Genomic DNA, 14327 nt, shown 5'->3' on the forward strand with positions numbered 1-14327 from the left:
ATCGGCTCATGGCAGGACCTCGTCGGGTGCTCCGCCGCGCGTGGCGGGCACCGGGGCACTGGCTTCGGGCAGTTCGACCAGGGGACCGGGCTCCCACGGCTGCGCCCAGCCACCCATGTCGAGCACCGTCGAGATCACCCCTGCCGTGAAGCCCCAGACCAGCATCCCCCGAACCTGGAAGGCCGGGCTGACCCAGCCACTGGGATGCCGTACCCGGATACGGTTGCGCGGGTCGACCAGTTCACTGACGGGCAACCGGGCCACGTGCGCGACCTCGGCCGGCTGCCGCGGGCTGACCGGGTGCGGGCGCCGCCACCAGGCCAGCACCGGCGTCACCACGAACGAGCTGACCGGGATGTAGAGGTCGGGCAGCAGGGCCAGCGCCTCGGCACTGGCCGGGTCGAGCCCCACCTCTTCGTTGGCCTCGCGCAGGGCGGTGGCCACGGCGTCGGCGTCCTCGGGGTCGGTGCCGCCGCCTGGAAACGCGGGCTGACCCGCATGGTTGCGCATGGTCGCGGCCCGCTGCAGCACCAGCAGGTCGGGCCCGGCGTTCGGTTCATCCTCACCGAGCAGGACGAGCACCGCGCTGGGCCGCCCACCGCTGGGCGGAGGCCGCAGCGGGGTGAAATCTTCGGTACGGCTGTCGCCCACCCGGCTCAGCAGCGGCTCGAACCACGACGGCAGCCCGACGGGCCGTTCCAGGATCTTGCCCACGCTCACGACGCCGCCCCGGCCCGGCTGCCGCTGACCCGACAAGCCGGGCGACCACACGGTTGGGCCGAGCCACGGTCGGCCAGCCGTGTTTCGAAATCGGCGGCCGTGGCCGCACCGCGCGCCGCCGGCCGGTTCACGGGGTCACCGTCACGCCAGTGTGCTTGCGGACCTGCTCGGACAGCCCGCGGGCGTCGAGCGGCAACGGGTGGACGTAGGACCGACCGGCCGAGTCGAGGAAAACCGTGACCGGCAGGTTGATGCGGCCGAGATTGTTCAGCAGGCTGCCCTTCTCGTCGAACAGCGTCGGCATGCGCACGCCCTTGTCGGTGGCGAAGTCGGCACCCTTACCGCGCTGGTCGCCGGAGTCGACACCGAGCACGGTGAGCCGCCCTTGAGCCTTGTCGGCCAGGCTCTGCACGACCGGCAGCTCGGTGCGGCAGGGCTGACACCACGACGCCCAAATGTTGATCACCGCGGGACCGCGCAACGCGCGCAACGAGACCTCGTCGTCCCCGGTGAAGCAGGGCAGCTTCAGATCGGGCAGATCGGCAGCCGCGGACGCCGCGGAGGAGGGCGCAGCCGACGGTGGCGGCACGCTCAACGCCTCACAGCCCGCGAACGGCGAGGCCACGGCCGGCTCATCGGGGCTGCAGGCCACCACCCCAGCCGCCAGCAGAAGCACAAGCGGCCCCGCCACCAGCCGGAAACCTCGAGCCCCGCGCCACGAACCCGGCACCATTACCGCGCCCGACCGCCCCGAGGCAGCCCGCAACCGCGAACTCGACGCCGCAGCCGTTCTTGATCCGCCAAGGGCAGCCCGCAACCGCGAACCAATGGCCGCAGCCGTCTTCGATCGCCCGAGGGCAGTCCGTCGCCGTACGGTCAGGGGCGCGGCGGACGGTGTGATCGGTGAACGACTGAATCGGGCGGTGCGCCGGGAGTGGGCGGCCTGGCTCACGGGGCCTCCGGGGCGGCGACCGCAGCCGCCGGCACCAGCGACGGGTCGACCCCCGCGGCAACGGCCAGCTCACGAGCGCGCGGCCCCTTGAGCAGCTTGGCCGCAGCCGCCGCCTCGGTCGGCCCGGTGCCGTAGGACGGGCACATGGGAGCCAGCGTGCACGCCCCGCAGGCCGGCTTGCGGGCGTGGCACACCCGCCGGCCGTGGAAGATCACGCGGTGCGACAGCATGGTCCAGTCGCGCTTCTCGATCAGGTCGGCGACCAGGAATTCGATCTTGACCGGGTCGTCCTCGGCCACCCAGCCGAAACGGTTGGTGAGACGCCGGAAGTGGGTGTCGACCGTGATGCCGGGGACGTTGAACGCGTTGCCCAGGATGACGTTGGCCGTCTTGCGCCCGATGCCGGGCAGCTTGACCAGTTCGTCGAGCGTCGAGGGGAGCACGCCGTCGTGCCGCTCGAGCAGGGCCTGGCCCAGCTTGATCAGCGAGTCGGTCTTGGCCCGGAAGAACCCGGTCGGCTTGAGCAGGGTCTCGAGCGCCGTGCGATCAGCCGCGGCGTAGTCGGCCGCCGACTGATAGAGCTTGAACAGCTGTGGGGTGACCTGGTTGACCCGCACGTCGGTGGTCTGCGCGGACAGGATCGTCGCCACCGCGAGCTCGAGCGGATTGGTGAAATCGAGCTCGCAGTGCGCGTCGGGATGCGTCTCGGCCAGGACCCGCGCCATCTTGCGCGCACGCCGCTTGCGCCCGATGGGCGTTTCCGCCGCGAACCGCTTAGCCGACCGCGCCACCAGATCCACCGCTAAAGAGTACGTCGCCCCTGCGACAAGATTTCCGCCCGCGACTACTGCTTGATCGAGCCGTCGGCCCCGAACGAGGGACCCGTGTCCGGGAAGTCGGCCTTGCTCAGCTGGGCCACCAGCTTGCGGCCCTGCTCGTTCGACTCGTCCCGCGTCGGCAGGCCGTTGGAGTTCATGTAGGTCGAGAGCAACTTCCCACCCACGTACGACCCGTCCCGCCCCAACGTCACGTGCAGGACCCCGCCGTATTTCAGCACCCCCGTACGCGACAGGGTGCGCCCACCCCCGGCAAAGTTCCCCAGGCTGTACGCAATGAGTTTGCCCTTGTAGAACTCCATGCCCCGCAGCACGTGGGGCCCGTGCCCGACAACCAGGTCGGCCCCGGCATCGATCACCGCGCGGCTGAACTTCATCGGGTCGCCCCGGTTCTCGCCGAAGAACGTCTCGGTGCCCGGCTTCACGTGCTGCTCGTCGGAGCCCTCGGCCCCCATGTGCACCTGCACCACGACGAGGTCGGCCTCTTCCTTCGCCTTCTCGACGACGGACCGGGCCTGGTCGAGGTCGATGAGGCTGTTGGCGCCGGCGTACGACGAGAACCCGACGACCGCGACCTTGATCCCCTTGACCTCGGCCACGGTGATCTCGTCGGTGTTGCCGGTGGCCTTGATGCCGGTCTCGTCGAGCACCTCGCGGGTGTTGCGCGCGCCCTGCGGACCAAAGTCTTTGGAGTGGTTGTTGGCTGTGTTGACCAGGTCGAAGCCGCCATCTTTGAGGTGCTGGGCGTACGACGGCGGGGACCGGAAGGCGAAGCAGTTGGTGGCCGCGGCCCCGCACTTGGAGGTGCCGGTGTCCCCGGTGAGCGGCTGTTCGAGATTGCCCATCACCAGGTCGGAGGCGAGCGCCTTCTTGACCGAGTCGAAGAACCCCTCGCCGTCGGCCGGCGGCATGCGGCCGGGGGCGTTGCTCATCATGATGTCGCCGGTGGCCGACAGTGTGACGGTGCTGACACCCGATTCCTCCCGCGCCGGGGCCGAAGAGGAGGGGGAGGTGGGCGCGGGGGCGGCCGGATCGGCCGGATCGCTCCAGGCCGCGGACGAGGACGACGAGGTGTCGCGCTTCGCGAAAGCGACACTTCCGACACCGACGGCGGCCAGAACGGCCAGGACGATAGCGACAGTAAGGACAGGCCTGCCGAAAACGCCCGGGCGATGCTGCGGGGGGTGGGAATTCATCGACGGCGACGATACCTTCAGATGGCGACGCGGAAGAACCGTCGAAAGGCTGGTCGTCGACCACACTCGGCGACGAAAAATACTGCCCGTCACGGCCGGGATGGTTACCCTGCGGTATCTGGATCAAGGGGTGCCCGCCCGATTCTTGCCCGCGTGCGCCTAGACTGATCGAGCGCAGGCGTTGCGCGTGTTCGGAGGTGCGGCGATGGATGAGGTACTGGCGCGCAGCGGGATCTTCCAGGGCGTGGACCCGGAGGCCGCCGAGGCGCTCGCCAAAGAGATGGACACGGTCGAAGTCCGCAAGGGCGACGTCCTGTTCAACGAGGGCGAGGCCGGTGACAGCCTGTATATCGTGCTGTCCGGGAAGATCAAGCTGGGACGCCGCGCCGCCGACGGCCGGCAGAACCTCGTTTCGATCATGGGCCCGTCCGACATGGTGGGCGAGCTGTCGCTCTTCGACCCCGGCCCGCGCACGGCCACCGCGACCGCGGTGACCGACGCCCGGCTGGCCCGGTTGAAGAAGACGTCGCTGCGCCCGTGGCTCAACAACCGGCCCGAGATCGCCGAGCAGCTGCTCCGCGTGCTCGCCCGGCGGCTCCGGCGCACCAACGACGCCCTGGCCGACCTGATCTTCACGGACGTGCCCGGCCGCGTGGCCAAGAACCTGCTCCAGATGGCGGGCCGCTTCGGCACCCGCGACGGTGGCGTCCTGCGGGTGACCCACGACCTCACCCAGGAGGAGCTGGCGCAACTCGTCGGCGCGTCCCGCGAGACGGTGAACAAGGCCCTGGCCGACTTCGCCTCCCGCGCCTGGCTGCGGCTCGACGGCAAGAGCGTGATCATCCTCGACCCGGAGCGTCTCGCGCGCCGCGCGCGCGTCTGATCTTCTCCAACGATGCAGGGGCCGTCCCGATGGGGCGGCCCCTGCATTTCGTCTCATACCCCCTGAAAAGGCGACAAACCAGCCGCATTTGCATCCGTGTCGCACCCGCTCAACCACTCGTTACGGAGGTGGTCGAGAGGCATCAGCGGATACGAGAGGGCGCGGCTTTGAACATCGGGGTCGTACAGCACATCGGGGTGCCGACGTGACCGTGCTCGACACCGCCATCGACACGCGCACCCCCGGTTATCTGGAGGGTCGCAACACCACCCTCGACCGGCTGGAACGGCTCGAGGCGGCGATCGAGGAAGCCCGGGCCGGCGGGGGCGAGCGGGCGGTCACCCGGCATCACGCCCGGGGCAAGCTGCTGCCCCGGGAACGCATCGAGATGCTGCTCGACCAGGACGCCCCGTTCCTGGAGCTGTCCCCGGTGTGCGGCTGGGGCACCGAGTTCGCCGTGGGCGCGGGCGTGGTGACCGGCATCGGCGTGGTCGAGGCGGCCGAGTGCATGATCATCGCCACTGACCCCACGGTCGAGGGAACCTCGGTCAACCCGTACGCGGTGGAAAAGATCCGACGGGCCGCGCGGATCGCCGCGGCCAACCGGCTGCCGCTGGTCAACCTGGTCGAGTCGGCCGCCGAGACCGGGGGCAGCGGTTCGCCCCCGGGCGGTGGCATCGCCCGTGACCTGAGCCGGCTGGCCTCGGCCCGGGTGCCCACGATCGGGGTGGTCTTCGGGCCGACCAGCGGGGACGCTGCCTATCTGCCGGCCCTGTCGGACTACACGATCATGGTGCGGGGGCACGCCAAGATGCTGCCCCGGGGTGGCACGAACGGGGCCGAGGTGCGGGCCGCAGCGGCGCCGGCCGACCAACTGGCCGAGGACGAGCGCGATGCCTTGCGGCTGGCCCGTCAGTGCGTACGCCGGTTGAACTGGCGCAAGTGCGGCCCCCCGCCCCGCGTTTTCCCGCCGTCGGCTCCCAAGTACGACGCCGAGGATCTGCTCGCCCTGGCCGGCGCCGGCCGCCCGGCGCTGATCGAGCCCCGCGAGGTACTGGCCCGCATCCTCGACGGCAGCGACTTCGACGAGTTCAAGCCGGCCGTCGGTGCCGCCGTGCTGGCCGGCTGGGGCGAGCTGCACGGCTACCCGGTCGGCGTCCTGTCCACGTCGGGCGCCCCGCAGACGGCGGCCGACACCCAGAAGGCGGTGCACTTCATCCAACTGGCCAACGCCACCGACACCTCGCTGCTGCTGATCCGGCCCGGCGAGACCGGCGCCCTCGGCTCGGGTGCGGTCGACGCCCTCGCCCACTCCACGGTGCCCCTGCTCGCCCTCAACACCGGGCGTACCGGTGACCCCCGTTTCGCCTTCCGCTGGCCCGCCGACGGCCCGCTGGCCAACGGGGACGACGACGGCGTCATCGACCCCCGCGACACCCGTACGGTGCTCGGACTCTGCCTTTCGGCCGTGCACAGCGCGGTCGTCGAGGGCGCCGGGCACGTCGGCGTGTTCCGATCCGGAAAGGTGGACCAGTGATCCGACGGCTTCTGGTGGCCGACCGCGGCGAGACCGCGCGCCGGGTGTTCGCCACCTGCCGCCTGGTCGGCATCGAGACGGTCGCCGTCTATTCCGCCGCCGATTCCGACGCACCGCACGTCGGTGAGGCGGACTATGCCGTACGCCTCGACGGCGGCACCCCCCGCTCGTCGTACCTGCGCGGCGACCTGATCATCACGGCCGCCCAGCGGTCCGGCGCGAACGCGATCCACCCCGGCATCGGCGAGCTGGCCGAGGACCCGGACTTCGCCGCGGCGGTGGCCGACGCGGGCATGATCTGGGTCGGCGCCCCGGCCAAGACACTCGGCGTGTTGCGCAGCAAGCAGGAGACCAAGGCCCGGGTGGCCGAGGCCCGGGTGCCGGTGCTGCCCAGCTTCACCGACCCGGACGAGGTGCCCGGCTTCCCGGTGCTGATCAAGCCGGACACCGGGCTCGGCGGCGTCGGCCTGCGGGTCGTCCGGGACGCGGCGGCGCTGGCCGAGGCGCTGGCCTCGACCCGGCGCGAGGTCGGCGGCGAGGTCTACTGCGAGCCGTACGTCGAGGACGTGCGCCACATCGAGGTGCCGATCCTGGCCGACGAGCACGGCGCGGTCATCCCGTTCGGCGAGCGCGAGTGCTCGATCCAGCGCCGCTACCAGAAGATCGTCGAGGAGACGCCGTCGCCGGCCGTCGACCCGGGGCTGCGCGAGGAGCTGTGCCGGGCCGCGATCGTCTCGGTCCGGGCGCTGGGCTTCATCGGCGCGGGCGCGGTCGAGTTCCTGCTCGACCCGGACGGGGACTTCTGGTTCCTCGAGCTCACCCCGACCCTGCAGGCCGAACACGCGGTCACCGAGTGTGTGTCGGGCTATGACCTCGTACGCCTGCAATTGCTGATCTCCGAGGGCGGCAGTCTGCCCATGCCCGGGCCGCCGCCGATCCGTGGCCATGCGATCGAGGTCCGGCTGTGTGCCGAGGACCCGGCGTACGCCTGGCTGCCCGCGAGCGGCACCGTGCACCGGTTCGCCGTGCCCGACGTGGCCGGCCGGTTCCGCCCGCTGCCCGCCCCCGGCCTGCGGCTCGACTCCGGGGTCGAGAGCGGCTCGGTGGTCGGCGTGCACCAGGACTCCACGCTGGCCAAGCTGATCGCCTGGGCCCCGACCCGGCAGGAGGCGGCCCGCATGCTGGCCTCGGCCCTGACCCGGACCCAGCTGCACGGTGTCGCGTCCAACCGGGATCTGCTGGTGCGGGCCTTGCGCCATCACGCCTTCCGCACCGGCGACGTGGACACCAGCTTCCTCGACCGGCGGCCCGAGGTGTTCGCCCCGCTGCTGTCGGCGGTCGATGCCGTACGCCTGTCGTGCCTGGCCGCGGCGCTGGCCGGAGCGGCCGACCGGCGGGCCACGGCGGCCGTGCTGGGCACGTTGCCCTCGGGCTGGCGCAACGTGCCGTCCGGGTCCCAGACCGCGGTGTACGACGGCCCGACCGGCCCGGTCGAGGTCGGCTACCGGATGAACCGGCACGGCGAGCTGGCCGGCTGGTGGGTGCGCACGGTCGACCCCGAGGAGCTCGACCTGGCCGGGCTCGGTCAGGCCCCGGTCTCGGCCGACTATCCCGAGACGGTGGTCGTGCAGGCGGGCGACGAGCGGGTCGTGCTCGACGTCAACGGCATCCGGCTGACCTTCAACGTGCACCGGGTGGGCGAGGTCTCGTACGTGGACAGCCCGGAGGGCTCGGTGGCGTTGCGCGCGCTGTCCCGGTTCCCGCTGCCCGCCCCCGACGCGGTCGAGGGCTCCCTGATCGCCCCGCTGCCCGGCGCCGTCCGGCGGGTGCTGGTCGTGCCCGGTCAGCGCGTGCGGGCCGGGGAGCTGCTGCTCACGCTGGAGGCGATGAAGCTGGAGCACCCGGTGCACGCGCCCAGCGCGGGCGTGGTCGCCTCGCTGCCGGTGCACCCGGGGGCCGAGGTCGACACCGGCGAGCTGTTAGCGGTTCTCGCTCCCGAGTAGGCCGAACCACTTCTTCTTGGGCGAGCGCGGGTTGCGGATCGTCGGGGTGTCGTCGCTGGGCCCGAAGCGCGGCGGCGGCACCTGGTGCGGCGGGTTGAGCTGGACCGCGGTGAGCATCTCGCGCAGCTGCTGGGCGGTGGGCCGCGAGCCGGGGTCGTTGACCATGCCGTACCGCAGCACCTGGGTCAGCCCGGCCGGGACGCCCGGCAGGTCGGGGATCGGCTGGTGGAACAGGTCCATCAGGGTCAGCAGGCTGGGGCTGCGGTCACCGTCCCAGCGCGGCGGGCGGCCGCACATGACTGCGTAGAGCGTGGCGCAGAGCGCGTAGACGTCGACGGCCCCGCTCGGCTCGTCGTGGCGGAACATCTCGGGCGGCGCGTAGGCCGGGGTAAGCACCTCGAACGTCACCGACGAGTCGCGCATCTCGCCCAGCACGGCCAGCCCGAAGTCGGCCAGCACGGCCGTGTTGAACTGCGAGTACAGGATGTTGGCGGGCTTCACGTCGCGGTGCAGCACCCCGTTGGCGTGCGAGTGCACCAGCGCGTCGGCGATCTTGACGCCGAGGTCGCGGGTCTCGGCCGCGCCCAGCGGCGAGCGGCGCATGCGGTCGAGGTACGACCCGTCGCACAGTTCCATGATCAGGTAGGGGTGCTGGTCGACCGTCACCCCCACGTCGAACAGGTCGACCACGTGCGGGTGCGACGACATGCGCCCGGCGGCCCGCGCCTCGCGCAGGAAACGGGCCTGGTCGCGGTCGCTCTCGAGGCGGCGATTCTCCACCTTGATGGCGACCTCGCGGCCGACCGAGTCCTGCATCGCGCGATAGACGGTGGCGTATCCCCCACGCGCCATCGCGGTCAAACCGGACATGCCAGGCACGTACGGAGCGGGCAGGGCTCCGCGCGATGTCTCGGTCATGAAATTGAAAATACGCCAGCGGCCCGGGCGATCATCCGGGCACGTCAGACGCGTAGGCGACAGTCGCCTCCAACGGGCCGGCTGTGAGCGCGGCCCGGAGCTCCTCAGCGGCCATCCGCTCGCTCGTCTGCTCGGTCGAATACGCCAGCAAAACCGCCTCCTCCGCCGCCGCCTGCGCGTCGTCGCACCGGTCGGCCGCGGCCAGCACCCGGGCGTGGACCATCGCCGCCTGCACCCCGCTGCGCACGTCCTCGGCGTTGACCTGACGGGCCCGTTCGATCCAGGTCAGGGCGGCCTCGACCCGCCCGTCGGCCAGCAAGGCGGCCGCGTACGAGGCCAAGGCGTGCCGCCGCGAGAAGAGCAGCGAGGGCACCCCGGTGTCGGTGGCGATCGGCGCCAGCAGGCCCATCGCGGTCTTGGCGTCACCCGTGCGCAACCGGGCCTCGGCCATCAACACCCGGGGGCCGACCTGGGCCGGAGCCATCGGGTTGTGCGGCTCGACGGCCGACATCACCCGGCGCGCGTCGGCCTCGGCCCCGGGCAGGTCGCCCCGGTTGAGCGAGACGAACCCGCGCAGCGTGCCGGCCATGCCCAGCAGCAGCGGGTGGCCGGTGCGGTCGGCGTAGGCCAGGGCATCGGTCAGCAGGTCGTACGCGTGGTCGAGCTCGCCCAGCCCGCGGGCGATCGCCCCCCGCACGACCAGCGCCAGGCCCCGCCCCCAGTCGTCGCCGACCGCGTTGAAGTCCCGGTAGGCGCGGCGGGCCTCGCCGTCCGCCTCGGCCAGTTCGCCCAGCTCGGAGGCCGCGTACGCCTCGACCGCGCGCAACGTGCCGACGGCCCAGGCCTCACCGACCCGGTCGCCGAAGGGCAGGAAGATCCGGGCCAGCCGGCGCGATTCCTGCAGCCGGCCCGAGAGCAGCCGGGCGAACGCCGTGGTGCCGCGCAGCCACGAGCGGCCGACCGGATCGCCCAGCTCGGCGAAGAGCCGGGCCGCCCGGCCCAGCACGGCGTCGGTGCCGGCGAAATCGCCCCGGGTGGTGGTCACCCAGGCGAGGTTCTGCAGGGCCCAGGCCTGCCCGTGCCGGTCGCCGGCGGCCAGCGTGACCTGATAGGCGGCGGCGAACCGGCTGCTGGCCTGGCTGAGCCGCCCGGCCAGGAAGTCGGCCATGCCGAGGCGGCGCATCGCGTTGGCCCGCTCGGGCAGCAACTCGGCCTCGGTCGCCACCTCGAGCGCCTCCTGCCAGGCGGCGACGGCACGACCGCTGTCGCCCATCGCCTCGTGGGCCCGGCCCACCACCAGCAGCGCCTCGGCCCGGTTGACGGGCTCGTCGGCGGCGTTCTTGGCGATCCGTTCGCCCTGGGTCAGCGCCTCCTCGGCCCGGCCCAGGCGCAGCAGGGCCCGGGCGTGCACGAGCTGGTCGGGCAGGGGCAGGCCCTCGGGGGTCAGGGCGGCCGCGCGTTCGGCGTACTCGATCGAGGCTGCCGGTTCGATGTTGGCCAGCGCGCGGCGGGCCATCCGGCCCAGCGCCGACACCCCGAGCGGGGCGACCTCGCGGACGGCCGCCTCGGGCCGCAGCCGGACGGCGTTGGCCAGCTCGACCGCGCACTCGGCGTGCGTGGCCACGAATGCGTCCCGCTCGTTGTCGGTCAGGGTCAGCCGGCCCGCGCTGTCGTAGCCGATCCGCTCGATGCTCTCGGGCGCGGCCCACTGGGACAGATAGGCGTGCCGCTCGGCCAGGTCGGCCTTGCCGATGCCGGAGTAGGCGGCCTCACGCATCAGCGGCGTGGTGAACGCGTAGCCACCCCGCGAGCGGTGCAGCATGCGGCGCTGCAGCAGCTCGTCGATCGAGCGTTCCAGCTCGACCGCGGCCACCGCGCCCGGCCGCGCGTCGCTCGACGCCCGGCGCTCGCGCAGCGCCTCGATCACGCCGGCCGGCACCGAGTCGCCCGCGACGGCCGCGTCCCGCAGCACCGAGCGCGGCTCGGGCGGCAGCGCGTCGATGCGGGCCGCGAGCACGGCCGCCAGGTCGCGGGAGAGCAACTGCCGGCCGAGCGAGCCGTCGGCCAGCTGCCACTTGCCGGCCGCGTTGGCCCCGACCGCGGGGGTCAGCGCGCCCCTTTCCATGAGCAGCGTGACCATCTCGGCCAGATAGAACGGGTTGCCCTGGGCGGTGGCCAGCAGCCGGTCGGTGTCGGGCTGGGGCAGCTTGCCGCCGTTCAGATAAGAGGTCAGCAGGCGGGAGGCGTCGGCGCCCCGCAACGGGGGCAGCGAGTGCACCTCGGCGTCGGCCAGCCGGGTCAGCGCGCCGGCCGTGCGCACCAGTTCGGGCCGGCCGAGCAGCAGCACCACCACCGGGCCGTCGAGCAGCGACAGCGTGCGGCCCAGAGCGTCCACGGTCGAGGCCGTGGCGTCGTGCAGGTCGTCCACGATGACCACCAGCGGCGCCTCGGCGGCCAGAGCGCTCAGCAGCTCGGCGACGGCGGACGACATCGCCTCGGCGTCGGCCCGCTTGGTCGAGGGCTGCCAGTCGGCGCCGGCCGCCGGGCCCACCGGGTTGGCCGGGGCCTCGCCGTAGCCCAGCAGCGCCAGCAGCCGGTCGATGTCGATCCGGGCCGGTTCGCCGTCGCGGCCGAGCCGGTTGGCCAGCTTGCGCAGCCTCTCCTCGACCACCGAACGGCCCACCGTGGCCACCACGTCTTTGGGCAGACCAACCGATTTGCGTACGAGGTCGGCCAGCGGCGCGAATCGGCGGCGCTCGCCGAACGCGCGGCAGCGCACCCGCAGCACCCGGGCCCCGGTGTGCGCCGCGTACCGCCCGTTGCCGACGTCGTAGCCGGCGGCCAGCCGCTTGACCTCACCGGCGAACCGCGACTTGCCGATGCCCGCCTCGGCCGTCATCACCATCACGCGCGACGTGCCGGAGTCGATCGCTTCGGCCAGCCGCCCGGCGACCCGGCCGAGCTCGGTCTCGCGGCCCACGAACGGCGCCTCGTCGCCCAGGCCGGAGCGGGTGCCCGGCGCGTCGTGCAGGCCGAGCAGCTCGAACGCCGGCACCGGCTCGCGCTTGCCCTTGAGCCGCAGCGGTCGCAGCTGCCGCCACGAGGCCACGTGCCGGGTGCCGCCGCTGGTGCGCGAACCGGCGTAGACCGCGCCCACGGCGGCCGCGTCGGCCAGCCGGGCGGCGGTGTTCACCGTGTCGCCGATGACTGTGTATTCGATCGAGGCCTGGATGCCCGCGACGACCTCGCCGGTGTTGAGGCCGACGCGCAGGCCGAGCGGGGCGCCGCCGCCGCGCTCGTCGTCGAGGACGCGGCGGACCGCGCGCTGCATGCTGAGGGCGGCCCGGACGGCCCGCTCGGCATCGTCCTCGTGGGCCACCGGGGCGCCGAAGACGGCCATGATGCCGTCGCCGGTCAGCTTGTCGACGTGGCCGCCGAAGGTCTTGACCGCCCCGGCCAGTGCGGCCAGCACCCGGTCGGTGACCGCGCCGACCCGTTCCGGGTCGAGATCCTCCGACCACGAGGTGAAGTCGGACAGGTCACCGAAGAGAACGGTGACGATGCGTCGCTCGGCCGCCGGCAGGGTCGCGGCCGCCGGCAGAGCCGCGCCGCAGTTGTGGCAGAAGCGGGCGCCGGGCACGGCGACGGTTCCACACACAGGACAGGTCACAGCGGATCCAACCTGCCGCCGGGTGTTCCTGATTCCCCGTTTTTGTGATTGAGGTAATCCAGTTGCGCGGAGGCCGACCAGATGGCCGCAAATCGCACGGCCGGATCGATGTCCGGGTAGACGATGTCGACGACCTGCTCGGCGGTGCTCGCGCCGGCCGCCATCGCCGCTGTCACCTGCGCCAATCGCTCCCGGCGGTGGGCCAGGTATTCCCGCGCGAGCGCGGCCACGTCAGTACGCGAAGGGCCGTGCCCCGGCAACATAAGAACATTCTCGTACGCGCTGAGCCGCTCGAGGCTGCCCAAATACGCACCCAGGTCGCCGTCCGGATGGGCAACAACCGTGGTGCCGCGCCCGAGAATCGTGTCGCCGGTGAACATCGCTGTCGTGTTCCCCGACTCGACCAGAAAACACACAGAATCCGACGTATGTCCCGGAGTGTCCAGGGTGGTGATGGAGAGGCCGCCGACGGTCATCTCGGCCGGGAGGGTCCCCGCGGCGAGCACCGGCGTGCCGCCCAGGATCTCGGAGAGCCGCGCCGCGCCCTCGACGTGATCATGGTGACCGTGGGTAATCAGGATGAACTCGTACGGGCCGTGGTCGGCTATCCGGCGCAGGTGCCCCTCGTCGAGCGGGCCGGGGTCGATGACCGCGCCGTGAGTCGCGCCGGGGGCCCGCAGGACCCAGGTGTTGGTGCCGTCCAGCGTCATCGGGCCCGGGTTGGGCGCGCGCAACAGCGTCACCCAGCCCGGCAGCCCGTTCGGCGCGACACCCCCCATGCGCGAAATCCTACGTCGCGCATGGGGTTGAACAAGAGGACCGGATGTGCGATCTCCCTGTCCGCTCAGGTCACGCATTGCAACCGGAACGGCCGAAGCTACGCCACCTCGACGATCATTTCGACCTCGACCGGGGCATTCAGGGGCAGTTCAGCCACGCCGACCGCGCTCCGGGCGTGCCGGCCCTGCTCGCCGAAGACGTCACCGAAGAGGTTCGACGCCCCGTTGATCACGGCGGGCTGACCGGTGAAGCCCGGGGCCGACGCCACGAAGCCGGTCAGCTTCACGACCTTGACGACCCGGCCCAGGCCGACCAGCGACTCGATCGCGGCCAGGCCGTTCAGCGCGCACAGGCGGGCCAGCTCGGTGCCCTGCTCGGTGGTGACCTCGGCCCCGACCTTGCCGGTGTGCGGCAACTTGCCCTCGACGAGCGGGAGCTGACCCGACACGTACACGTAATTGCCGCTCTGCACGGCCGGGACGTACGACGCCAGCGGCGGCACCACCTTGGGCAGGGTCAGACCCAGCTCGGCCAGCTTCGCGTAGGCGTCGACGCCACCCTCGCCACTGATGGGCGTCGTCATGACTTGGGCCGCTTCATGTACGCGACCAGCTGCTCAGCGTTCGGGCCGGGCACCACCTGTACGAGTTCCCAGCCGTCCTCGCCCCAGTTGTCGAGGATCTGCTTGGTCGCGTGGACCAGCAGGGGCACGGTCACGTACTCCCACTTCTGCATGCTCGCCTACTCCCTAATAGTCGGTACCTCGGCCAGCTTAGGGCCCTGGAGGGGGTGGGTTTGGCTAGGCTGATCGAGCCTCGGAGCGGACCGAGAC

12 protein-coding genes are annotated in these 14327 nt (G+C 72.2%); 3 read left to right on the forward strand and 9 right to left on the reverse strand.

The genetic code is table 11. The features are described from left to right. Positions 1–6: 6 nt before the first annotated feature. The 4 genes from M1L60_RS28320 to M1L60_RS28335 form a co-directional block, all read right to left on the reverse strand. Positions 7–705: an NUDIX hydrolase gene (locus tag M1L60_RS28320; protein ID WP_438862160.1), complete on the reverse strand. Its 699-nt coding sequence runs from the start codon at positions 703–705 to the stop codon at positions 7–9. A 142-nt stretch (positions 706–847) separates the two neighbouring features. Further along, positions 848–1411: a TlpA family protein disulfide reductase gene (locus M1L60_RS28325; protein WP_253240579.1), complete on the reverse strand. Its 564-nt coding sequence runs from the start codon at positions 1409–1411 to the stop codon at positions 848–850. A gap of 257 nt (positions 1412–1668) precedes the next feature. Next, entirely contained in the window at positions 1669–2466 is a 798-nt protein-coding gene (gene nth, locus M1L60_RS28330; protein ID WP_256517296.1) for an endonuclease III, read from the reverse strand. Positions 2467–2516: 50 nt separating this feature from the next. Then, entirely contained in the window at positions 2517–3704 is a 1188-nt protein-coding gene (locus tag M1L60_RS28335) for a CapA family protein (RefSeq protein ID WP_253240580.1), read from the reverse strand. A 205-nt stretch (positions 3705–3909) separates the two neighbouring features. Here M1L60_RS28335 and M1L60_RS28340 point away from each other — a divergent pair, with 205 nt between their 5' ends. The 3 genes from M1L60_RS28340 to M1L60_RS28350 all read left to right on the forward strand — a co-directional run bounded on the left by M1L60_RS28340 (position 3910) and on the right by M1L60_RS28350 (position 8127). Then, positions 3910–4587, forward strand: coding sequence for a Crp/Fnr family transcriptional regulator (locus M1L60_RS28340; RefSeq protein WP_020515203.1), 678 nt, complete (start codon positions 3910–3912; stop codon positions 4585–4587). Between the two features lie 205 nt (positions 4588–4792). Next, positions 4793–6124 (forward strand): carboxyl transferase domain-containing protein, encoded by a 1332-nt coding sequence (locus tag M1L60_RS28345; RefSeq protein WP_253240581.1) that lies wholly within the window; start codon positions 4793–4795, stop codon positions 6122–6124. Then, positions 6121–8127: an ATP-binding protein gene (locus M1L60_RS28350; protein ID WP_253240582.1), complete on the forward strand. Its 2007-nt coding sequence runs from the start codon at positions 6121–6123 to the stop codon at positions 8125–8127. The genes M1L60_RS28345 and M1L60_RS28350 overlap by 4 nt, the downstream gene beginning before the upstream one ends. On the opposite strand, the gene M1L60_RS28355 is transcribed toward M1L60_RS28350, so the two are convergent. The 5 genes from M1L60_RS28355 to sp36 form a co-directional block, all read right to left on the reverse strand. Beyond that, positions 8104–9045 (reverse strand): serine/threonine-protein kinase, encoded by a 942-nt coding sequence (locus M1L60_RS28355; RefSeq protein WP_253240583.1) that lies wholly within the window; start codon positions 9043–9045, stop codon positions 8104–8106. The genes M1L60_RS28350 and M1L60_RS28355 overlap by 24 nt on opposite strands. Before the next feature lie 31 nt (positions 9046–9076). Next, positions 9077–12715, reverse strand: coding sequence for an adenylate/guanylate cyclase domain-containing protein (locus M1L60_RS28360; protein ID WP_253240584.1), 3639 nt, complete (start codon positions 12713–12715; stop codon positions 9077–9079). Continuing rightward, positions 12712–13494: an MBL fold metallo-hydrolase gene (locus M1L60_RS28365; protein ID WP_253240671.1), complete on the reverse strand. Its 783-nt coding sequence runs from the start codon at positions 13492–13494 to the stop codon at positions 12712–12714. Before M1L60_RS28365 ends, M1L60_RS28360 begins: the two co-directional genes overlap by 4 nt. A gap of 98 nt (positions 13495–13592) precedes the next feature. Next, positions 13593–14078, reverse strand: a complete 486-nt coding sequence (locus tag M1L60_RS28370) for a RidA family protein (protein WP_253240585.1) — start codon at positions 14076–14078, stop codon at positions 13593–13595. Further along, entirely contained in the window at positions 14075–14230 is a 156-nt protein-coding gene (sp36, locus tag M1L60_RS28375; RefSeq protein WP_127498762.1) for a Sp36 family protein, read from the reverse strand. The genes M1L60_RS28370 and sp36 overlap by 4 nt, the downstream gene beginning before the upstream one ends. Between the last annotated feature and the right edge of the window lie 97 nt (positions 14231–14327).

Origin of the sequence: Paractinoplanes aksuensis, assembly GCF_024137025.1 — a bacterium.
Taxonomy (GTDB): Bacteria; Actinomycetota; Actinomycetes; order Mycobacteriales; family Micromonosporaceae; genus Actinoplanes; species Actinoplanes aksuensis.